Annotated in this window: 19 protein-coding genes; 5 read left to right on the top strand and 14 right to left on the bottom strand. The window is 72.5% G+C overall.

Annotated features, from left to right (window positions below):
• The first annotated feature begins 3 nt into the window (after positions 1-3).
• Complete coding sequence (locus ACQPW6_RS33125) at positions 4-1,245, top strand: ROK family transcriptional regulator (protein ID WP_433893396.1); 1,242 nt, start codon at positions 4-6, stop codon at positions 1,243-1,245.
• Between the two features lie 217 nt (positions 1,246-1,462).
• Here the strand turns inward: ACQPW6_RS33125 and ACQPW6_RS33130 are convergent, their stop codons facing one another.
• The 10 genes from ACQPW6_RS33130 to ACQPW6_RS33175 form a co-directional block, all read right to left on the bottom strand.
• Positions 1,463-2,194 carry an alpha/beta hydrolase gene (locus tag ACQPW6_RS33130; protein WP_433893397.1) on the bottom strand — a complete coding sequence of 244 codons (732 nt, stop codon included), beginning with the start codon at positions 2,192-2,194 and terminating at the stop codon, positions 1,463-1,465.
• Positions 2,195-2,337: 143 nt separating this feature from the next.
• Entirely contained in the window at positions 2,338-3,579 is a 1,242-nt protein-coding gene (locus tag ACQPW6_RS33135) for a serine hydrolase domain-containing protein (protein WP_433893398.1), read from the bottom strand.
• Positions 3,576-4,505, bottom strand: a complete 930-nt coding sequence (locus ACQPW6_RS33140) for a DUF6895 family protein (RefSeq protein WP_433893399.1) — start codon at positions 4,503-4,505, stop codon at positions 3,576-3,578. The genes ACQPW6_RS33135 and ACQPW6_RS33140 overlap by 4 nt, the downstream gene beginning before the upstream one ends.
• Positions 4,502-5,539 (bottom strand): DUF6895 family protein, encoded by a 1,038-nt coding sequence (locus ACQPW6_RS33145; RefSeq protein ID WP_433893400.1) that lies wholly within the window; start codon positions 5,537-5,539, stop codon positions 4,502-4,504. The genes ACQPW6_RS33140 and ACQPW6_RS33145 overlap by 4 nt, the downstream gene beginning before the upstream one ends.
• A complete protein-coding gene (locus ACQPW6_RS33150; RefSeq protein ID WP_433894737.1) occupies positions 5,536-6,219 on the bottom strand; it encodes a hypothetical protein in 684 nt (227 codons plus the stop codon). Before ACQPW6_RS33150 ends, ACQPW6_RS33145 begins: the two co-directional genes overlap by 4 nt.
• A gap of 50 nt (positions 6,220-6,269) precedes the next feature.
• Complete coding sequence (locus ACQPW6_RS33155) at positions 6,270-6,458, bottom strand: hypothetical protein (RefSeq protein ID WP_433893401.1); 189 nt, start codon at positions 6,456-6,458, stop codon at positions 6,270-6,272.
• Positions 6,459-6,587: 129 nt separating this feature from the next.
• Positions 6,588-8,156: an acyl-CoA carboxylase subunit beta gene (locus ACQPW6_RS33160; protein ID WP_433893402.1), complete on the bottom strand. Its 1,569-nt coding sequence runs from the start codon at positions 8,154-8,156 to the stop codon at positions 6,588-6,590.
• An 89-nt stretch (positions 8,157-8,245) separates the two neighbouring features.
• On the bottom strand, positions 8,246-9,295 hold the full coding sequence (locus ACQPW6_RS33165) for a polyprenyl synthetase family protein (protein ID WP_433893403.1): 1,050 nt from the start codon (positions 9,293-9,295) through the stop codon (positions 8,246-8,248).
• A gap of 241 nt (positions 9,296-9,536) precedes the next feature.
• Positions 9,537-10,295 (bottom strand): response regulator transcription factor, encoded by a 759-nt coding sequence (locus tag ACQPW6_RS33170; protein ID WP_433893404.1) that lies wholly within the window; start codon positions 10,293-10,295, stop codon positions 9,537-9,539.
• Between the two features lie 201 nt (positions 10,296-10,496).
• Positions 10,497-11,183, bottom strand: coding sequence for a helix-turn-helix transcriptional regulator (locus tag ACQPW6_RS33175; RefSeq protein ID WP_433893405.1), 687 nt, complete (start codon positions 11,181-11,183; stop codon positions 10,497-10,499).
• Positions 11,184-11,776: 593 nt separating this feature from the next.
• Between ACQPW6_RS33175 and ACQPW6_RS33180 the strand changes: the two genes are divergently transcribed.
• Positions 11,777-12,475, top strand: a complete 699-nt coding sequence (locus ACQPW6_RS33180) for an IclR family transcriptional regulator (RefSeq protein ID WP_433893406.1) — start codon at positions 11,777-11,779, stop codon at positions 12,473-12,475.
• 225 nt (positions 12,476-12,700) lie between these two features.
• Here ACQPW6_RS33180 and ACQPW6_RS33185 read toward each other — a convergent pair whose 3' ends face one another.
• Both ACQPW6_RS33185 and ACQPW6_RS33190 read right to left on the bottom strand, forming a co-directional pair.
• Positions 12,701-12,907, bottom strand: a complete 207-nt coding sequence (locus ACQPW6_RS33185; protein ID WP_433893407.1) for an MbtH family protein — start codon at positions 12,905-12,907, stop codon at positions 12,701-12,703.
• 170 nt (positions 12,908-13,077) lie between these two features.
• Positions 13,078-15,030, bottom strand: coding sequence for an ABC1 kinase family protein (locus ACQPW6_RS33190; protein ID WP_433893408.1), 1,953 nt, complete (start codon positions 15,028-15,030; stop codon positions 13,078-13,080).
• Between the two features lie 190 nt (positions 15,031-15,220).
• Between ACQPW6_RS33190 and ACQPW6_RS33195 the strand changes: the two genes are divergently transcribed.
• From ACQPW6_RS33195 to ACQPW6_RS33205, 3 genes are all read left to right on the top strand, one after another.
• Entirely contained in the window at positions 15,221-16,444 is a 1,224-nt protein-coding gene (locus tag ACQPW6_RS33195) for a macrolide family glycosyltransferase (protein ID WP_433893409.1), read from the top strand.
• Positions 16,445-16,663: 219 nt separating this feature from the next.
• Positions 16,664-17,203 (top strand): hypothetical protein, encoded by a 540-nt coding sequence (locus tag ACQPW6_RS33200; protein WP_433893410.1) that lies wholly within the window; start codon positions 16,664-16,666, stop codon positions 17,201-17,203.
• 123 nt (positions 17,204-17,326) lie between these two features.
• Positions 17,327-17,878: a DUF3995 domain-containing protein gene (locus ACQPW6_RS33205; RefSeq protein ID WP_433893411.1), complete on the top strand. Its 552-nt coding sequence runs from the start codon at positions 17,327-17,329 to the stop codon at positions 17,876-17,878.
• Between the two features lie 61 nt (positions 17,879-17,939).
• Here the strand turns inward: ACQPW6_RS33205 and ACQPW6_RS33210 are convergent, their stop codons facing one another.
• On the bottom strand, positions 17,940-18,476 hold the full coding sequence (locus tag ACQPW6_RS33210; protein ID WP_433893412.1) for a flavin reductase family protein: 537 nt from the start codon (positions 18,474-18,476) through the stop codon (positions 17,940-17,942).
• Positions 18,469-20,007 (bottom strand): tryptophan halogenase family protein, encoded by a 1,539-nt coding sequence (locus tag ACQPW6_RS33215; protein WP_433893413.1) that lies wholly within the window; start codon positions 20,005-20,007, stop codon positions 18,469-18,471. Before ACQPW6_RS33215 ends, ACQPW6_RS33210 begins: the two co-directional genes overlap by 8 nt.
• Positions 20,008-20,091 lie beyond the last annotated feature (84 nt).

Raw genomic sequence — 20,091 nt, forward strand, 5'->3', positions numbered from 1 at the left:
GGAATGGCGACTCAGGGGACGAACCTTCCGCGGGTCGGGGGATACAACCAGGCGGTCGTGCTCGACGCGATCCGCACGGCCGGGCCGGTGAGCCGGGTGGAGCTGGCGCCGCTCACCGGCCTGACCAGCCAGACCGTCTCCAACGTGGTGCGGCGGCTGCTCGCGGCCGGCCTGGTCTCGGAATCCGGCTACGCGCCGTCCAACGGCGGCAAGCGCCGCACGCTGCTGTCGCCGCGGGCCGACGGCGCCTACGCGGTGGGCGTGCAGCTCGACCCGGACGCGGCGGTGATCGTGGTCGTCGACCTGTCGGGCGAGGTGCTGGCCAGCCGGCGGATCAGGCTCGCCGACGGCTGCGATCCGGCGGACGTGGTGAGCAGGGTGGCCGGCGCGGCGGCCCGGCTCACCACCAGGACCGGGGTCGATCCGGCCCGGGTGCTCGGCACCGGGATCGCCACGCCCGGGCCCATCGACGGCTCGGGGGGCGCGGTGGTGGCACCGCCGAACTTCGCCGGCTGGGGGCGGGTGCCGCTGCTGGAGATGTTCGGTGCGGCGACGGGGATGCCGGTCGCGATGGACAACGACGCCACCGCGGCGGCGATCGGCGAGCGCTGGATCGGCGGCCGGGCCAGGGCGGGCAGCTTCCTGTTCATCTACCTGGGGACGGGTGTCGGGGCCGGCATCGTGCTCAACAACACGGTGCTGCACGGGGATTCGGGCAACGCGGGGGAGTTCGGCCACATGGCGGTGCAGCCGGGCCGGCTGACCTGCCACTGCGGCGGCACCAACTGCCTGGGCCCGTACGTCGGTCCGGGCGCGGTGATCGCCGATCTGCTGGAACGGCACGGCAGGGCGGCGGGCGACCGGATCGGCCTGACCGGCGGCCCGGAGTCGGTGCACCAGGACTGGAAGGTGCTGCGCCGGTACGTCCGCCGCGGCGATCCGGCGGCGGTCGACGCGGTACGGCGTGCCGCCCGCCTCGTCGGCCAGGCCGCCCGGGGCGCGGTGGCGCTGCTCGACGTGAGCCGGGTGGTGCTCGGCGGCGAGGCGGTACGCGGCGTCGAGCAGATCATGTGCGAGGAGATCGACGCGGCCGTGAACACCACGACCGTGCCCCGGGTGATCCGCAAGGTCGACATCGAGAAGAGCGTGATCGGCGAGGCGGTGGGCGCGGTGGGCGCGGCGTCATTGATCCTGCACGGGAACTACGCGCCGGGCTGGCAGATGCTGACCCGGCCGGGGACGTGAGGGTCCCGGTCCGGCCTTGACCCGCCGGCGGGCGGCGGCCGCCGGTGGTGCACCGGCGGGCATCCGCCCGCCCTGCCCGGCCTTTGCCGGCGCGATCGGGACGGGTCTCCGCCCGGGCGGTGGGCTGACGGTCGCGCACCGGCGGGCGGGTGCCCGCCCTGACCGGCCTGTGGCGGCGTGGTCGGGGCGGGTTGCGGGTTTGTGTGCCGCCGTGGGGCTACTTCAGGTGGCGGGTGTAGAAGCGGGTGGCGTCCTCGGACTCGAAGTGGGGGGTGCCGGTGTGGCCGCCCAGGTTGGCGTGGAGGGTTTTCTGCTTGCTGGCGAACGTGTCGAACAGGTCCAGGGCCCGCTGGCGGGGGTTGCCCTCGTCGTCCCACTGGAGCAGCATCAGCAGCGGGATGGCGACCTGGCGGGCCTGCTCGCGCTGGGCGCGGGGGACGAAGCCGCCGGCGAAGAAGCCGGCCGCCGCGATCCGCGGCTCGGCCACCGCCAGCCGGATGCCGAGAGCGGTCCATCCCGAGTAGCCGACCGGGCCGGTGACCTCGGGCAGCGAGAGCAGCGCGTCAAGCGTGGTCCGCCACTCCGGGGCCGCGTTCTCGACCAGCGGGCCGACGAGGGACTCGAAGATCTCGTCGACCGGCTCGCCCGCCCGCATCGCCTGGCGTAGGTCGGCGCGGGCCTGCTCGGCCGCCGCGGAACGGGGCCGCTCCCCGCAGCCGGCGGCGTCGATGGTGGCCACCGCGAAACCGCGCGCCGCGGTGTAGCGGCCCCGGGCCACCAGTCGGGGTTCCGCCTTGGGCAGGCCGTTGTTGTGGGCCATCAGGATCAGCGGGGCCGGCGTGGCGGGTTCCGGTGACTCCGGTGTCCACAGGGTGCCGGGGATCTCGCCGAGGATGAACTCGCGCTCGGTGACGCCGTCGCCGAGTCGCTGTTCGGACGTGAATTCCATGGTCGTGCCTTTCGGGAACGCGCTGAGATCGGCGCTCCCGGACGACCTATCGCCCGACCGTGACCCCGGAGGGAAGCACCCATGTCGATTCTGTGTTCACGGGTACCACCTCCTGGTCTTCTCGCACGGCCTCGCGGAGGCTATCAGCGGTCTCGGTGCTCGGCCAACGGGTTTTCGCGCAGGCCCACGGACCGCGGCGGCTGCCTCGGGCCCGGCCGCGGGCGCGCGGTCTCGGCAGCGGAGAGCTCCTGGAGCAGCGCGTAGGCCGCGTTGGTGAGCGCCCAGGTGCGGTCGTGCCGGGTCGCGAAGCCGATGACCGCCGTGCCGGTCGCCGGGTGGAAGCCGAGGAAGGACTGCTGGCCGAACGTCGCCCCGGCGTGGAAGAGCAGCGGGCCGGCCGCCGCCGGGTGCAGGTACCAGGTCAGGGTGTGGGTGTGCCGGTGGCCCAACCCGCGCCGCAGCGCGGGGACTTGGACCTCGCGCAGCGCTCGGCCGAGCGGGCCGCGGTCCGGGTCGAGCAGCGCTTCGGCGTAGCCGAGCAGATCCCCGGGGGTGGCCCGCACCCCGCCGGCCGGCGTGAACGCGGCCATCTCGGTGGCGGGCAGCGGGGTGCGGCCGTCCGCCCGGTGCCCGACGGCGAGCCGCGCCGGGCCGGCCGTGCCCGTGGCGGCGGGAGGGACCGCCGTGCCCGTGGCGGTCGGCGGGAGAGCCGCACCCGTGGCGGTCGCCGGGCCGGCCGTGCCCGTGGCGGCGGGAGGGACCGCCGTGCCCGTGGCGGTCGGCGGGAGGGCCGTCGTCGCGGTCAGCCCCAGCGGAATCAGCACCCGCTGGGCGAGCAGGGCCGGGTACGGGGTCGCCGTCGTGTGCTCCAGGGCCGCGCCCAGCAGCGCCAGCGCGAAGTTGGAGTACCGCCAGCGGGTGCCGGGCGCACGGCGGACGGGGGTGGCGGCGAACGCGCTCGTCAGCCGGCCGGGGCCGTAGCCGGCGTAGGCGTTGGTACGGGGGTGCAGCACCGCGGCCGGCAGCAGGTCCCGGGGCACCCGGGGGAGGCAGGAGGTGTGGGTGGCCAGGTGCCGCAGGGTGATCGCGCGGGCGTGCGGGGAGCCGAGCGGCAGCTCCGGGAGGTGGGCGGCCAGCGGGTCGTCGAGGCCGAGCACGCCGTCCGCCGCGAGCGCGGCGAGCAGCAGCACGGTGAACGTCTTGGACAGCGAGCCGAGTTCGTAGCTCAGGTCCTCGCGCGGGACGTCCGGATCGGCGGCGGCCGTGCCGCCGCTCAGCACCGTCCGCTCGCCGCCGCGGCTGACGGCGAGCACCACGTCCGGCGCCGTCACCCGGGACATCGCCCGTTCCAACGGGCCCCGGAGCGCGGCCTGTTCCGCTGTCACGCGGTGCTGTCCGCGGAGAGCGCCCGCGAGGTGGCCATCGCCGAGGCGAAGGTGGCGACCAGCGTCGGATGGTGCACCTGGTCGAACACCTCGGCGGCGTCGCCCTCCGGCATGCCGCCCTGGACGGGCATCGCCCCGGACGGCGCCTGCGCGGCGGCGTACCGCTCCCAGATCTCCGCGTCCAGCACCGGCCGCGGCAGGCAGGCGTCCACGATCAGCAGCTCGCCCAGCAGGTCCCAGTGCCGCAGGTCCGCCCAGTCGTCCAGCCAGGCCGGCAGATACGCCGCCAGGTAGTCGGCGATGGCGGCCGGCACCCGGTCGGGGTGCTCGCCCCAGTTGGTCAGGTGGAAAACGGTGTGCGTCATGTCGTACGCCACGTGGTACTGGACGGTCCACGGCTCCGGTGTGCGGCCGAGCCAGGTGCGCTCCACCGCCTGGTCGAAGTCCGCCGACGGGACGAGACCGAGCTTGCGTTCGGCGTTGAGCACCCCGAGCCGGCGGTTGGGCACCATCTCCAGCGCGCCCCAACTCGCCGTGCGGCGGACCAGTTCGACCGCGGACTCCACGCCGGGGTGCCGGTGGCCGAGCTCATAGAAGGTCGCGTAGATCTCCAGCGGCACCGGCGAGAACGGCTCGTCCCGCTGGAGGGTGGCCAGGACGTTGCCGCCGTCCAGGATGTCCCGCCAGGCGAAGTCGAGCAGCCGCAGCGACCGGTCGCGCTGCTTGGAGCCGGCCACGCCCTCCCGCGACAGTACGTGCATGTTGATCGCCAACTCGCCGACCGGCTTGAGCCGTTCGATCACCGAGCGGCTGGTGGCGCGGTCGTCATCGGTCAGTCGGAAGTGCTCGCGGTGCTCGTCGAGCCAGGCCAGCGCCCGGTCTCCGACGTGGTGCGCCAGCGCGGGCGACACGGCCGTCGCGGTCACGGTGCTGCCTCGCTCTCTGCGGTCGGCCGCCGGTCGCCGCCGCCGGTGCCGCCGACGCGGGTCAGGGTGGCGGCGAACGCGGTGACCAGGGTGGAGTGGTAGCAGGAGGTGAACGCCTCATGGGGGCGGTGACCGGGCGGCGGTCCCGCGCCGATCTCCGGCACGGCCCCGTCCGGCAGTTGGGCCGCGGCCAGCCGCAGCCAGGCCGCCGCGTCAGCCCCCGCCGCGTCTGCCGGCGGCGCGCCGGCCGCCGGGGGCAGGCAGGCCAGGACGGCGAGCAACTCGCCCGCCAGGTCCCACAGTTCCTCGGCCAGCCAGCTCTCCAGCCAGGACGGCACCCACAGCCGCAGGTAGTCCGCGAGCGGTGCGGGCATCCGCTGCGCGGCCCGGCCCCAGTCGGTGAGGTGGAAGACGTCATGCGTGATGCCGTAGGCGGCCTTGCGGTCCAGCGCCCACGGCTCCCGCAGCAGGCCGAGGCCGGTCAGCGACAGCTCGGCGTCGAAGTCGGCGTGCGGCGGCAGACCGATCCTGCGCTCCGCGTTGAGCACGCCGAGGGTCCTGGTGTGGTCCTCGCGGGCCACCCGCCAGCCGCGCAGCCCGGTGGTGGCCCGCGCGAGCTTTTCGGCCTCGGCGTTGCGCAGCCCCGCCTGGGCGAAGACCCCGTACAGCTCCACCGGGTAGGTGGCCTGCGGCTCGCCGCGGATCAGCTCGGCGAAGACCTGGCCGCCGCGGGTCTCGTCCCAGGCGAAGCCGAACAGCGCGTCGGCCTGCTCGCGGATGTCGCCGCGCGGATGGCGGGTGCGCACCAGGTGGGTCAACTCGGCCAGTTCGCCGAGCGGTTTGAGGGTGATGTTGGGGTCGGCGTCGGTGGTCACGTCCGGCGGCAGCCGGAAGCACGGCCGCATGCCGTCCAGCCACTGGAGGCCGCGGACGGTGAGGTGGTCGAGCAGTTCGGGGTCGGGCGGCGCGGAGTCGAGCAGCCCGGGGCCTGCCCGCCCCTCGTCCCTGACCCCGGCCGTCCGGTCGCCGATCACGAACCGCGCCCGTAGAAGCAGCGGGCCGCGGCCACCTGCAGCGCCACCCGGGGGTCGCCGCCGCTCATCCGGTCCACGAACACCAGACCGCTGTCGAGCCCGAGCGTCTCCGGAACCCCGGGCAGCCCGGCCAGCCAGCGGCCGAGCCCGGCCGCCTGTAGCCAGTCGCGCCGTCGTACCGCCCGTACGAAACCGCGGGACAGGTCGTCGGTGCGCCGCGCCAGCGCGCCGGCCAGCGGGGCCGCGAGACCCGGCACCGAGAGCGCCGCCAGCTGCGAGGCCCGGTGCGCCAGCTTCGGCCATGGGTCGTCATCGACCCAGGCCAGGCCGGCCGCCGGCTCGGGCGGCCAGTTCTGCCCGTCGCCGGGCAGCCTGCCCCGCGCGGCCTCCAGCAGGCCGCGGTAGCTCCACAGAGACACCTCGGTGGCGTCCGCCGCGGGCGGGTGCGCCGCCAGTGCCGCGCGGACCAGTGCCTCGTCCGGGCCGCCGGGCGCCGCCACGGCCGGGCGGCCTGCCGCGTAGGGCTGCTCCGGCGCGTACGGCGCCAGCACGTCGGCCCCCAGGACCCGGATCGCCGCCGAGGCCACCGCGCCCTCGGGTGGCAGCACCCGGGACAGCGCGTAGGAGCCGCCCCCGCCCCGAAGGGCGAGGGCGACTCCTTCAGCGACGCCGGCGACCACAGTGCTCAGCGGGGAAGTCCCCTGTGCCTGCTCTGCCAACGTCTTTCCCCTCAGTGCGAGTTCTTCTTCGTCGGACGGGGGGTGGGCGGTGAGACCAGCAGCAGCCCCGCGAGCAGGAATCCGCCGCCGCACTCCCGCGTGTCGCGGTAGATGCCCTCCGGTTCCGGGGAGTCGAGCAGGCTTTCGACCTCGACGGTGAGAGCCGCCGACTCGACGGGGGCGGTGAGATCCGAGTTCATGGAATCATCTCCTTGTTCGGCTGGACTTTCAGCATGGCCGACACCTCGAAGCACCGCAAACGGGGACAAATCGCCCAGGCGCCGATCGGCGGGATCTCCCGCTGACCTGCGGTTTTTTTCCGGAGCCCGTCAGAAGGGCGGGTTGCCGTGCTTCCTGGACGGCAGGGGCGCGTGCTTGGTGCTCAGCATCGCCAGCGAGCGGATCAGCACCTCCCGGGTCTCCGCCGGGTCGATCACGTCGTCCACCAGGCCGCGCTCGGCCGCGTAGTACGGGTGCATCAGCTCGGCCCGGTACTCCTTGACCAGCTGGACGCGGGTGGCCTCGGGGTCGTCCGCGGCCGCGATCTGCCGGCGGAAGACCACGTTCGCGGCGCCCTCGGCGCCCATCACCGCGATCTCGTTGGCCGGCCAGGCGAAGGACAGGTCGGAGCCGATGGAGCGCGAGTCCATCACGATGTACGCGCCGCCGTACGCCTTGCGCAGGATCACCTGGACCCGCGGCACGGTGGCGTTGCAGTACGCGTAGAGCAGCTTGGCGCCGTGCCGGATGATGCCGCCGTGCTCCTGCGCGACCCCGGGCAGGAAGCCGGGCACATCCACCAGCGTCACCAGCGGGATGTTGAACGCGTCGCACATCTGCACGAAGCGGGCGGCCTTCTCCGAGGAGTGGATGTCCAGCACCCCGGCGGCGGAAAGCGGCTGGTTGGCCACGATGCCGGCCACCTGGCCGTCGAACCTGGCCAGCGTGCAGATCACGCTGGTGGCCCAGCGCTCGTGCACCTCCATGTGCTCGCCGTCGTCCACGATCTCGGCGATGACCTCGCGCATGTCGTACGGGCGGCTGCCGTCCAGCGGCACCAGGTCGAGCAGCGGCTCGCCGCGCCGGTCCGGCCGGTCGCCGGTGGCCGAACGGGGCGGCAGCTCGCGGTTGTTGGCCGGCAGCAGCGACAGCAGGTAGCGGACCTCGGCCAGGCAGGTCCGCTCGTCGTCGTAGACGAAGTGCGCGACGCCGGACAGCTCGGCGTGCACGTCGGCGCCGCCCAGGCCGTTCTGGCTGATCTCCTCGCCGGTCACCGCGCGCACCACGTCGGGGCCGGTGATGAACATCTGCGAGGTCTCGCGGACCATGAAGACGAAGTCGGTGAGCGCGGGGGAGTACGCGGCGCCGCCGGCGCACGGCCCGAGCATCACCGAGATCTGCGGGATCACCCCGGAGGCACGGGTGTTGCGCTCGAAGATGCCGCCGTAGCCGGCCAGCGCGGTGACGCCCTCCTGGATCCGCGCGCCGGCCCCGTCGTTCAGCGACACCAGCGGGGCGCCGGCGGCGAGCGCCAGGTCCATCAGCTTGTGGATCTTCGCCGCGTGCGCCTCGCCCAGCGCGCCGCCGAAGATCCGGAAGTCGTGCGCGAAGGCGAACACCTTGCGGCCGTCCACCATGCCCCAGCCGGTGACCACGCCGTCGGTGTGCGGCCTGCGCTCCTCCAGGCCGAAGCCGGTCGCCCGGTGCCTGCGCAGGCCCTCGATCTCGGTGAACGTGCCCGGGTCGAAGAGGAGTTCAAGCCGCTCGCGGACCGTCAGCTTGCCCTTGGCGTGCTGGGTCTGCGTGGCCTTCGCGGCGCCGCGCCGCAACTCGGCCCTGATCTGCCCGAGTTCGCCGACCCGGTGCCGCATGGTGCCGGTGTCCTGCGTCATGGCCATCTCCCTTGGTACCTCTGGCGCCAGGCCGGCCCGGGGTGGCCGGCCGGTCCTGAACAGCCGTGGTCAACCGGTCTGGTCAACCAGTCTGGTCAGCCGGTCTGGTCGGCGACGAAGTCGCAGAGCGCGTTCAGCGCCCGCAGCGCGGGCACGGCCGGCAGGTCCGCCAGCGGCGCCCTGGCCCGGTCAAGGCGCTCGCGCATCATGGCCTCGGCCTGGGCCGGGGCCGGCGAGCGGCGGAAGAGCTTCAGCGCCCTGCGCTGCTCGGCCGGACTCGCCGCCGGGCCCGCGGCCAGCAGTTCGCGCAGCGCGGTGCCGCGCGGGCTGTGGTCGGCGAGCGCCAGCAGCACCGGCAGGCTGGCGACCCCGGCCGCCAGGTCCCGGCCCTGCTCCTTGCCCAACTGCTCGCTGGGCGCCCGCAGATCGAGCAGGTCGTCGGCCATCTGGAAGGCCAGTCCGAGCTCGCGGCCGTACTCGCCGAGCGCCCGCACCACCGGCGCCGGGGCGCCGGCCTGCTGGGCGCCGATCCGGAGCGACACGGCGATCAGGGCGGCGGTCTTGCCCGCTATCACCCGGAAGTAGTGGCCGATGGCGTCCTCGCCGGGGCCGGGCCCGGCCAGCTCGCACAGCTGCCCCGCCACCAGCTCGCCGGCCACCTCCGCGTTCAGCGCGACGGCCTCCTCGCCCAGCTCGGCGGCCAGCCGGGCGGCCTTGGCCAGCAGCAGGTCGCCGGCCAGCACCGCGAGCCTGGCGCCCCAGCGGGCGTTGACGCTGGGGACGCCGTGCCTGCTGGTGGCGTCGTCCATCACGTCGTCGTGGTAGAGCGAGGAGACATGCACGAGCTCGGTGACGACCGCGGCCCGGATCACGCCGGGCCGGGCCGGATCGCCGAACTCGGCGCCGAGCAGCACCAGCAGCGGGCGCAGCCGCTTGCCGCCGGCCACCGCCAGATGGCCGGTCAGACCGGCCAGCCTGGCGTCCGGCGGGCTGCCGGTCTGGGCGAGCAGCTGCTGCTCCGCGGCGTCCATCCCCTCGCGCAGCCGCGCCTCCAGGCCCGAGTCGTTCAGGCCGAGCCGGTGCAGCAGCGCGGGCTTGCGGACCCGGGCGGACAGCGGGACCTCGTACATCGCCTTCAGGGCCATCGAGGGGCTTCCTGTCGCCGGTCGTCTGTGGCCCGCGCGGAACGGGGAACGTGTCCGGACTCAGCCGATTCCGCCGGGATCCGGCTCACCCTCGCAAGCGATCAGGGGGCCCCACAACGCGGCTGACACCAAGTTGCCAGCGGCCCCGGGCGGTACACCGCGGGCCTTCGCAGCGGTGCCAGTGGCCCGTTCGCGGGCCCCGCCGGGCCGGCGCGTGGCCGGCCCGGCGGGACCCGCGGGGCTACTCGGGCGCGGCCCCGGCCTTCTGCTCGCCGCTCACGGCCGCCGCGTAGGCGGCGCAGCGGTCGCGCTCCTCGGGGCCCACCGGTGTCAGCAGTCCCCGCTGCGAGGCGTGCGCCCCGGCCTGGAAGCGGGAGCCGGCCCCGAGCAGTGTCATGATCTCGGCCACATAGCGCCGGTAGGTGCGTACCGACACCGACAGCTCCCGGGCGGCCACCTCGTCGGTCAGGCCGAGCCGCAGGCACCTGAGCACCTGCCGGACGGTGTCCGAGCGGGCCCGGTCGCCGAAGGAGATCCGGTCGGGGGTGACCGTCGCGCTCTTCCATATGGTGTCGGACAGCGATCCGAGCGTCCTGATCACCGGCGCGGACCTGATCATCGAGGCCCGCACCCCGACGGCCGACTCGGCGCAGACCAGCGCCGTCCTGCCGTCCACCAGCACCGCGGTCAGCGGGGACATCTTGAAGACCCGCATCCTGAGCCGGCCGCCTGCCCCGGAGAATCGTTCCGCCAGGCGGCTGTCCAGCGTGTTCCTGGTGCACAGCATGCGCACCGAGATCTGCCCCGGACCGTCGGCCAGCAGATCGCCGACGGCGGTGTTGACCGCTTTTGTGATGTCCCGGTCACCCGAGAGCAGGATATCGACGGAATGCTTCGCCTGGCCGATCAACTCCTTCGCGGAGGTCGCCACGCCGGCGCCCTCCGGACTTATTTCACTGACCAGCGAGTCTCTGGCCAGTCGGTCGCGGTGCTTTGCCATGGTGCGCTCGATGAGCGCCCTGGCCTCCAGCAGTTCCCTTTCGAAGTCGTCGCCCGCCCAATCCAGCAGGTCTTTTCCTGTGAAGTCTCCGGCAAAAGGGTCGCCGACCGCACGGTCCGCGCTTTCCCCCGTCGTCCTCGAGTTTCTCAATGCCTTGCTCCCTGGCGCCGCGTGGGGACGGTAGTCGCGAATGAGCACCGGTCAGCCGCACTCCGGAAGCAAGTGGAGTTCGGCCGCCCGCACGCCGGCCTGAAACCGGGAGTTGACGCCCAGGTCGCGCATGATCTCCGCGACATGACGGCGGTAGGTGCGCAGTGAGACCTTCATGTCCCGCGCCGCCACGGCGTCGGTGCAGCCGACGTACAGGCGTTCCAGTACGCGCTGCCCGATGTCGGTGTGCAGCCGGCCGCCGAGCCGCTCGTAGTCGTCCAGCGGCACCGCCCCGCGCCAGGCGCAGGCGAGCAGCAGCTCCAGGGTCCTGGCCGCCGCCGGGTCCTCCATCACCCGGTCGTGGCCGTCGCTCTCCTGCGCCGCCCTGACCACCGCGATCCTGCCGTCCATCACCAGGGCCTCGTCGAGATCGACCTCGGTGACCCGGACCTTGCAGTTCGGCGTGTTCGGAACCACCGTGCGGACCAGTGGTGTGTCCAGCGCCCGCGGTGTGCAGAGCAGCCTGATCGTGACGCCGCTGTCGCCCGTCCTGGAGTGCCTGACGAGCGCGGTCGCGATTTCCGCGGCCTGTTCCGCGTCCCCTGAAAGAGTGACGCTGACCCGCTGCCGTGCGCCGCCGATGAGCCGGAGTACCGCGCCCTCGGCCGGCCGCTGTTCCGCTTCCGCTTCCGCGTGGCCCGCGGTGCGCTGCGCCGACATCGAGCGATAAGCGATCACTGTCGAATCGATAAGCGATCGTGCTTGCAGGAGTTTCTGCTCGAAACCGTCCTGAAATTCATCGGTACGAGCTGTTCTGGTGAGTAATGCTGAATTCGTCGCCACACTTCCCCCGTGAAGAGTACAAGCGATTACCGGTTATTTCGACTGTTGTCGAGGTGACCGGGGCAGGTTGTTCCGAAAGCGCCCTCTGACGAACCAAGGCTCCTATGACCGTCGGTAGGGCGGCCTCGGCGCATGCCTGCCGACCGAGATTATCCATCACGTCTCGGCCAAGTCAACGAGAACAAGCCCCGGCCGAGTGAGCCCGAGAAGTAGGTCAATCCTCAACGAAAGTGCCCCGCCTATCGATGCATATGTACCCTGACGGGCGAAGGTGCCCGACTTGAGTGGAACGTCGGGGGCCTCCCGCGGGCGTCCCGCGGCCGTCCCGCCTGGCAGTTTCCTGTAGTTCGCATTGCCGGGTCCCGCGGGCCGCGGATAGACATGGAGACGGAAAATGAGATATCCGCATCGACTACCGATGGCGAGATTGTGAACAGGAACATGAACATCGGCATAACGAACGTGCCGCTCGTATGAGCATCGCGGACATGTCCAGTGGTGTCCGAGTCCTGGACAAGACGTCACTCCTGCTGAGCGTGCTGGAGAACGAGTCGGCCTCGCTGGCCGGCCTGGTGGCCAAGACCGGCCTGCCGCGGCCCACCGCGCACCGGCTCGCCACCGCCCTGGAACGGCTGAACCTGCTCACCCGGGACTCCACCGGGCGCTTCGCGCTCGGCCCCCGGCTCGCCGACATGTCCGTCGGAGCCCGGCAGAACGGCCTGGTGCCGGCCGCCACGCCGGTACTCGGCCAGCTCCGCGACCTGACCGGGGTCACCGCCCGGCTGCACAAGCGCCGCGGTGTGCAGCGGGTCTGCATGTTCTCCGCCGACTCCCGCAGCGACCGGATCGACGCGGTGCCCACCGGCACCGCATTCCCGATGCGCGGCGGCGCCGTCTCGCAGGTGCTGCTCGCCTGGGAGGACCCCGACGAGCTGTACGAGGGCCTGCGCGACAGCCGGTTCACCGCCGAGACGCTGGCCGGCGTCCGGCGCAGGGGCTGGGCCGAGAGCGTCGGCGACGAGGGCTCCGGGATCGCGTCGATCGCGGCGCCGGTGCGCGGCCGCGACCACCAGGTGGTGGCGGCGGTGGCCCTGTCGGGCCCGGTCTCGCTGCTGACCCGTTCCCCCGGCCGCCGGTACGCCGCCCGCGTCATCGACGCGGCGATCCTGGTCGGCGACCGGCTGTAGCACCGTTCGACCGGGCGGGCGGCCGTACACGTCGACGGGGGGCCGCCCGCCCCCGAACGGCCACGCGCCCAGCGCGCCGAGCAGCCACACGCGCATGGCGCCCAGCAGCCGCACGCGAAGTGCGCTGAGCGCGCCGCACCGCGAACGACGGCGGGGCGGCCGGTCCCGCCGGACCGGCCGCCCCGCCGTTCTGCGACCGCCCGACGGCCGCCACCCCCCGGCCCGTCAGGCCATCGCGTCCTGGAGGCTCTTGGGACGCATGTCCGTCCAGTTCTCGTTGATGTGGTCCAGGCACGCCTGCCGGGGCGCCTCGCCGAAGGTGACCCGCCAGCCGGCCGGCACCTCGATGTAGGACGGCCACAGCGAGTGCTGGAGCTCGTCGTTCACCAGCACGTAGAAAGTGCCGTCCTCGGACTCGAATGGATTGCTCACAGGTGTTTCTCCTCGGCGTCGATCTCTGCACTGCTGGTATTCCCCCAGTCAAGCCAGCGGGGTGACGGCGCTTCAAGGCCGGCAACAGGTAGCTGTCAGCGCGACCCGGAGACCCGGAGGCCCGGAGGCCCGGAGACCCGGAGACCCGGCGGCCCGCACCGCGGCAGCGGTCAGCGGCGGTTCGGCCGGGAGATGAAGAAGAGCACCCGCAGCACCAGCACCGCGGAGACCAGCAGCAGGTGGTAGCCGAGCAGTTCGAACAGGGTGATCTCCGGGGTGACCATCGGCCCGCGCCTGACGTTCAGCAGGATCGTTCCCATCACGCCGGTGGTCGCGCCGAGGAACGTCAGCAGCACGTCGTGCACCAGCGAGCGGACGTACTCCCGGTCCCGCGCGTCGGCGAACATCCGCACGCCGACGAACAGCCGGCCCTGCTCCAGCGCGCCGGTGACCCGGTCGAGACGGCGCGGCAGCCGGCGCAGCACCGAGAGCGCCGCGGCCAGTTCGCCGCGCACCGCGCGGGCCGCCGCGGCCGAGCCGCCGGCCGCCGACAGGTGCTCCTCGGCCACGCCGTGCGCCTCGGCCATCATGTCGAAGCCCGGCGAGAGCCTGGTCAAGGTGCCCTCCAGGGTGGCCAGCGCCCGGAACACCGCGGCCACCTCGGGCGGCACCTTCAGCCCGTACTCGGCGACCAGCCGGAACAGCGCGGCGAACACCTGGACGTCCGGGCTGCTGCCGGGCGCGAAGTGGTGCGCCAGGAACCGGCCGAGCGCCCGCTCCAGCCCCTGGTCGTCCAGCTCCTCGGGCCGTACGACGACGTCGAGCAGCGCGTCGCACAGCGCGGCGGCGTCCCCGCAGCGCACCGCGATGATGAACTCCTTGAGCGCGGACCGCAGCCGGCCGTCCACCCGGCCCACCGAGCCGAAGTCCACCAGGCCGATGGTGCCGTCGTCCAGCAGCAGGATGTTGCCGGGGTGCGGGTCGGCGTGGAAGGTGCCGTCGATCAGTATCTGCTGGAGCATGTTGGCCAGCAGCTCCCTGGCCAGGCCCGTCCGGTCGAGGCCGCGGGCGTCCATCGAGGCGTAGGCGGAGCTGATCGGCCGGCCCGGCAGCCGCTCCAGGACCAGCACCCGTTCGCCGGACAGCTCCTCGTGGGTGAACGGCAGCCGCACCTCGCCGCTCTTGGGGCGGCGGGCCCAGGCGGCGGTGATCGTGGCGAGGTTCCTGGCCTCGATCCGGAAGTCCAGCTCCTCGTGCACCGAGCCGGCGAAGCCCTGGGCCAGCTCCACCACTCCCAGCGTGCCGGCCCAGCGGGTGCGGTCCTCCAGCATCCTGGCGATCCGGCAGATGATGTCCAGGTCCCGCTCCACCAGCGGGCGGATACCGGGCCGCTGCACCTTGACGACCACCGGCTCACCGCAGTGCAGCCGGGCCAGGTGCACCTGCGCCACCGAGGCGGCGGCCAGCGGCTCCTGCTCGAAGTGCGCGAAGACCTCGCCGACCGGCCTGCCGTACGCCTCGGCGAGCAGCGCCTCCACCTCCGGCCAGGGCGCCGGCGGCACCTGGTACTGGAGCCGGCTCAGCTCGCTGACGAAGGCCGGCGGCAGCAGGTCGTCACGGGTGGAGAGCATCTGGCCGAGCTTGACGAACGTGGCCCCGGCCTCCTCCAGCGCCAGCCGCAGCGGGCGGGCCAACTGGTCGCCGCGGGAGGTGTATCCGGCCGAGCCGCGCGGCCGGCCGCGCAGATACGGGCGCAGCCCGTGCCGGACCAGGATGGAGCTGATGTGCGAGTAGCGGCGGCCCCTGATCAGCCGGGACCGCAGGCCGCGCAGCCACGCCATCGGCTGCCCGGAACCGCTGGGGACGACCACCTCGGACAGGGCGAGGAAGCCCATCGTCACCACCAGCGTGCTGCCCATCTGCACCCCGGTGAGCACCCCGCGCTGCTCGGGCCGCTGCATCACCACGCTGAACGCGGCGAGGCCGGCGATCCCGACGAGGCCGGTGAGCAGGGTGCGCACCGCCCCGATCCGCACCCCGAGCAGCCGGCGCGCGCCCACCGCGAAGGCCATGATGAACCCCACGAGGACGAGGGAGGCGCTGACGAATTCGGCGGCTTTCATAATCCTGGGCAGACCTGCGTTTCCGGGTCGTTTTCCTGGAGTGCGGCTGCCGCTCGGGAGGTGTGTCCTCCGTCACGGCCGCGTGAGGTCCGAGCCACGCTAGACGGGCCCGCACGGCGTCCCACCAGGCTTGGCAGGAACCTGTCCCGCGGCTCGACAGCGCCTGCGGGGGCTCCTGTAGACAGGCGGTATGTCCACCGCGAGCCATATCGCCGTCTTCTGCATCCCGGCGTCCGGCCATGTCCACCCCACCCTGCCGATCGTCTCGGAACTGGTCGGCCGCGGGCACCGGGTCAGCTACGCCACCACCGCCGACTTCGCCCCGAGGGTGGCGGCGACCGGCGCGACACCCGTGGTGTGCGCCTCCGCGCTGCCGTCCATGACGCGCGGAGAGAGCTATCCGCATGACGACGCGGTGGCCATGTACGACCTCTTCCTCCAGGAGGCCGTCACGTCACTGCCGGACCAGAGCGCCGCCTTCGGGGCCGACCGCCCCGACGTGATCCTCTACGACTACGCGTCCTTCAACGCGCAGATCCTGGCCCGGCGTTGGGGAATCCCCTCGGTGCGGACCTCGCCGACGCACGTGTCGGGGCCGGAGTTCGCGGACGAACTCGACCTGGTCAACTTCGCCCTGGAGCAGAACCCGGCGTGGGAGGCGCACCGCCGCGCCTTCCGGCAGTTCCTCGACGCCGGCGGCATCGACCTCGGCATCGACGAGGCCATATACCGCGGCCGGGCCGACCGCTATCTGGCGACGATCCCCCGGGAGATCCAGCGGGACGCCGACCGGCTCGACGACCGCTACACCTTCGTCGGGCCGTGCATCGACGAGCGGCCGCACGACGGGCGGTGGGAGCGGCCCGCCGACGGCCGGCCGGTGCTGCTGGTCAGCATGGGCTCGGTCCGGGCCGTGGAGACCGGCTTCTACGAGCTGTGCCTGCGGGCGTTCGGCGGCTCGCGGTGGCGGGTGGTGCTCGTCGCCGGCGCCGCGGCCGACCTGAGCGCGTTCGGCGAACTGCCGGACGGCTTCGAAGTGCACCGCTCCGTACCGCAGTTGAGCGTGCTGGCGCAGTCGGCCTGCTTCGTCACCCATGCCGGCATGGGGTCCGTGCTCGAGGGGCTGTACTACGGCGTCCCGATGGTCACCCTGCCGCAGGGGTTCGACGGGTTCGACAACGCGGCGGCGCTCGACCGGCTCGGCGTCGGCGTGACGCTCGGCTTCGACGACCTCACCGCGCCGCGGCTGCGCGCCGCCGTGGACGGCCTCGCCGACGACCCGGCGGTCCCCGGGCGGCTGGCCGCGCTGCGGACCGCCATGCGCGAGGCCGGCGGCGCGCGAGCCGCCGCCGACGTGGTCGAGCAGTGCCTCGACGGCAGCGTGCTGGTCAGATCCTCCGCCGCCGCCACCTGAACCCGCTGCCACCCGAACTTGCCGCATCCGCCGACCCGGCACATCCATCCAACGTGCGCCGACTCGACGGTGCATCCACCTGAAGGTGCATCCGGGTTCCACCGGGCGGGCTAACTCCTGGGCGCGGGACGCGACTTCGGAGGGATGAGCCGCGGCATGCCCGCCCCCTAGCGTTCGCAGAGCCGATTACTTCCACAGGAGGCTGCCCCGATGGCCCGCATGCTCGACACAGAAGTGGACACCGACGAATCCGCCGACCCGCGGGCCGCGTGGGTGGTGCCCGCCGCCTACGCCTGGGTGGCGGGATTCGGGCTGATCCACGTCGGCGCGATCATCGCCAACGGCGAGTACGCCGCCGGGATCGATCCGGGCAAGGGCGACAGCGGCCTGAGCTGCGTCCTGCCCAATGCCGTGGTCATCGCGATCTGCGTGGTGGCCGGCGGTGTCATCCACCGCACGACGAACCCGCCGCAGCCGCTGGTGCCGCCGTGGACGGTCGCCGCCGGCTCGTGGGTCGGCATGCCGCTGCTGGTGGTGCGCGGCGCGCTGACCGTCGTGGACGAGGCGGTCCGGCTGACCGGGGTGATGGAATACGGCCTCTTCAACCAGAAGGAGAACGCCACCTCGGACTGGGCGGTGTGGTCGGGCCGGGCGATCGACGCCTACTTCGTGGTGGGCTCGGTCGTGATGGCCAAAGCACTGGGCCCCTGGATGAAGAAGACCCGGCGGAAACTCGGCCGCCGTAACTCTGCGGTCTGACGCGGATCATCCAGGAGTATGACGTGGGGTGCGCGGCCGGCCTGGGACCATTGAAGTGATGAATTCATTAACCGTTTCCAGCGTTTCCGCGCGATAACGCGCCGCAAAGGAGAAGGCCGTCCCATGAGCACTGTCTGGAGAACGAGTCGCGCCCCCGAGCGCACTGTTCAGCCGCCCTCCGACGCCCTCAGGAAAACCGGCCGGGCCGCTTTCGTATGGGTCGTGGTGTTCATCGCGTTCCATGTGTACTGGGCGCTCGGCGGCACGTTCGGATTCGGCGACGCCACCGAGACCCAGCCGAAGGTGGACAGCCTGGCGAAATGGGTCTTCTCGATCGTCGTCTACATCATGTTCGCGGTCGGCACGGTCGTGCCGCTCGCGATCTACCAGGACTGGGGCCGCCGCCGGGTGCCGGCCTGGATGCTCGCCTGGTGCTGCTGGATCGGCGCCGCGATCCTGCTGCTGCGCGGCGTGTCAGGGGTGCTCGACAGCGCGCTGCGCGGCACCGGCCTGATGCACAAGGGCCTGACCGGGCTCACCTACAAGCAGGAGATGGGGGTCGCCCACCCCTCGGCGTACACCCTGTGGTCGAGCAGCGCGATCGACCTCTACTTCACCCTCGGCGGGGTCCTGTTCCTGCTCGCCGCACTGGCCCACCGCAGGTCCCGGCGCTGAGAGCGCGGCCTGGGACCGGGCGGATTCTCCGGCCCGGTCCCAGATCACCGTCGACACCCCGTCAGGAGACGTACGGCGAGGGCTCGGTCATCCAGCTGGAGAACTGCCGCATCCCGTAGAGCAGCGGGTTCCCCGGCCGGCCGGTCACATGGACGACCCGGCCGAAGACCGCCACGTGGTCGCCCACCGTGACCGTCCGCAGGACCTCGCACTCGGCCGCCGCGAACGCGTCCTGGAACAGCCACGGCTGGCCGGTGCGGGCCGCCGGCCGCCACGGGACCCGCTCGAAGCGGTCCGCGGAGCGGGAGGAGAACTCCTCGGCGGCGGCCCGGCCCTGCTCGTCCAGCAGGTTGACCATGAACGCGCCCCGCTCGATCAGCGCGCCCAGCGTGCCGCTCGCCACCTGCAGGCAGACCAGCAAGGTGGGCGGCTCCAGGGCGACGCTGGCCAGCGAGGTGCAGGTCAGGCCGTGCGGGCGGCCGGAGCCGTCGAACGCGGTGACCACGGCGACCCCGGTGCAGAACGTGCTCATGAACGCGCGGAAGTCGGCCGCCGGGGCCCGGTCGGGCCCCGGCAGGGTCCGTCCGACGTCAGTCATTGATGCTGGCGAGGTATTCGTAGACGCTCGGCAGCGCGGCCACCATCGCCTCGCCCTCGGCCTTCACCTTGGCGAACTCCCGCCGCGCGTTCGCCGGGTCCAGGTGCTTGACGGCCGGCCGCGCCGTCTCCGGGATGATGCCGAGGCCGAGGCTCATCGCGTTCCACGAGTACTGCTCGAAGCCGTGGTAGTGCGGGTAGATCGTCTCCTCGTCCAGCAGGTGCGAGGACGCGATGGCCAGCCGCTCCAGCAGCGCGTCGGGGGTCTTTCGGTCCTTGGCCTCCTTCCAGTACGCGGTGTCCTCGCGCTGGGCGCCCTTGTAGTGCAGCACCAGGAACTCCTTGACGCCCTCCACGACCCGGTGCATGCGGGTGTTGTAGTCCGAGGTCAGCTTCGGGTCCCAGGAGGAGTCGGGGAAGTGCTTCACCAGCTGCTCGATGGAGTTCTGGATGAAGAAGATCCCGGTCGACTCCAGCGGCTCGACGAAGGCGTAGGACAGGCCGATGGCCACGCAGTTGCCGATCCAGGCCCGGTCGTTGCGGCCGATCCGCATCCGGATGTGGTTGGCGTCCTGGCCGTCGGCGGCCGGCCCGAGCGCGGCCCGCAGCTCGGCCTCGGCCTCGTCCGGGCTGATGTACTCGTCGGAGTAGACGTAGCCGGTGCCGTTGCGCCGGAACAGCGGGATGTTCCACCGCCAGCCGGCGTTCATCGCGATGGCGCTGGTGTACGGGTCCATCTCGGTGGCGTCCTCGCGCGGCACCCGCAGCGCCACCGCCCGGTTGTTGGGCAGCACGTCGGCGAACGACTCGAACTTCGCGCCCATGGCCTGGTTGATCAGCATGCCCCGGAAGCCGGTGCAGTCGATGAACAGGTCGCCGGTCAGGTCGCCGTGCTCGGCGGTGCGAACGGTGCTGATCCAGCCGCGCTCGTCCTGCTCGACGGCGGTGACGTCGTCCACGATGTGCCGCACGCCGCGCTCGGTGCTGTACCCGGCCAGGTACTGGGCGACCGCGTCGGCGTCGAAGTGGTAGGCGTACGGGAACTGGTTGCGCTGCTCGGCGAGCGTGGACTTGCCGAGCGTGCCGTCCAGGCCGGAGGCGAACAGCGAGCCGTCCATCATCCGCGGCGAGCGCTTGTTGTCGCACAGCGCGGTGGTGATGAAGCAGTCGCGGTCGAAGGGCTGCCGGCGGTCGCCCAGCTCCAGCCACCAGTCGGCCAGGCTGAAGCCGTCCACGACGCGCAGCCGCTCGAACGGGTGGTAGAAGTGCTCGCCCGGCTTGCTCCAGTTCTCGAAGCGGATGCCGAGCTTGTAGCCGCCGGCCGCCTTCGGCAGCCAGTCCGCCTCGTCGAGGCCGAGGAAGTCGAAGAAGTGCCTGACGGTACTGAAGGTGGCCTCGCCGACACCGATCTTGGAGACCCGCGCGGACTCCACCAGGGTCACCTGGATTCGGTCGGCGAAGGCCGCCTTGAGATAGGAGGCGGTCATCCAGCCGGCGGTGCCGCCCCCGACTATTACTACGGAATTGATCATTCCGGACACCCTTCTGAACTGTTACGCGCCAACCGCGTACGGTGACCCCCGAAACCGCCGTACTTCCTTCGACGGGAGCAGCTT

The organism is Streptomyces sp. CA-111067 (genome assembly GCF_050956065.1).
Classification (GTDB): Bacteria; Actinomycetota; Actinomycetes; order Streptomycetales; family Streptomycetaceae; genus Actinacidiphila.

Excerpts from the sequence above, each read along its gene's own strand:
- ACQPW6_RS33190 (WP_433893408.1), bottom strand. The coding sequence starts at position 15,030 with ATGAAAGCCGCCGAATTCGTCAGCGCCTCCCTCGTCCTCGTGGGGTTC.
- ACQPW6_RS33170 (WP_433893404.1), bottom strand. The coding sequence starts at position 10,295 with ATGGCAAAGCACCGCGACCGACTGGCCAGAGACTCGCTGGTCAGTGAA.
- ACQPW6_RS33165 (WP_433893403.1), bottom strand. The coding sequence starts at position 9,295 with ATGGCCCTGAAGGCGATGTACGAGGTCCCGCTGTCCGCCCGGGTCCGC.
- ACQPW6_RS33200 (WP_433893410.1), top strand. The coding sequence starts at position 16,664 with ATGCTCGACACAGAAGTGGACACCGACGAATCCGCCGACCCGCGGGCC.
- ACQPW6_RS33210 (WP_433893412.1), bottom strand. The coding sequence starts at position 18,476 with ATGACTGACGTCGGACGGACCCTGCCGGGGCCCGACCGGGCCCCGGCG.
- ACQPW6_RS33160 (WP_433893402.1), bottom strand. The coding sequence starts at position 8,156 with ATGGCCATGACGCAGGACACCGGCACCATGCGGCACCGGGTCGGCGAA.
- ACQPW6_RS33125 (WP_433893396.1), top strand. The coding sequence starts at position 4 with ATGGCGACTCAGGGGACGAACCTTCCGCGGGTCGGGGGATACAACCAG.
- ACQPW6_RS33130 (WP_433893397.1), bottom strand. The coding sequence starts at position 2,194 with ATGGAATTCACGTCCGAACAGCGACTCGGCGACGGCGTCACCGAGCGC.
- ACQPW6_RS33215 (WP_433893413.1), bottom strand. The coding sequence starts at position 20,007 with ATGATCAATTCCGTAGTAATAGTCGGGGGCGGCACCGCCGGCTGGATG.
- ACQPW6_RS33180 (WP_433893406.1), top strand. The coding sequence starts at position 11,777 with ATGTCCAGTGGTGTCCGAGTCCTGGACAAGACGTCACTCCTGCTGAGC.
- ACQPW6_RS33195 (WP_433893409.1), top strand. The coding sequence starts at position 15,221 with ATGTCCACCGCGAGCCATATCGCCGTCTTCTGCATCCCGGCGTCCGGC.
- ACQPW6_RS33155 (WP_433893401.1), bottom strand. The coding sequence starts at position 6,458 with ATGAACTCGGATCTCACCGCCCCCGTCGAGTCGGCGGCTCTCACCGTC.
- ACQPW6_RS33205 (WP_433893411.1), top strand. The coding sequence starts at position 17,327 with ATGAGCACTGTCTGGAGAACGAGTCGCGCCCCCGAGCGCACTGTTCAG.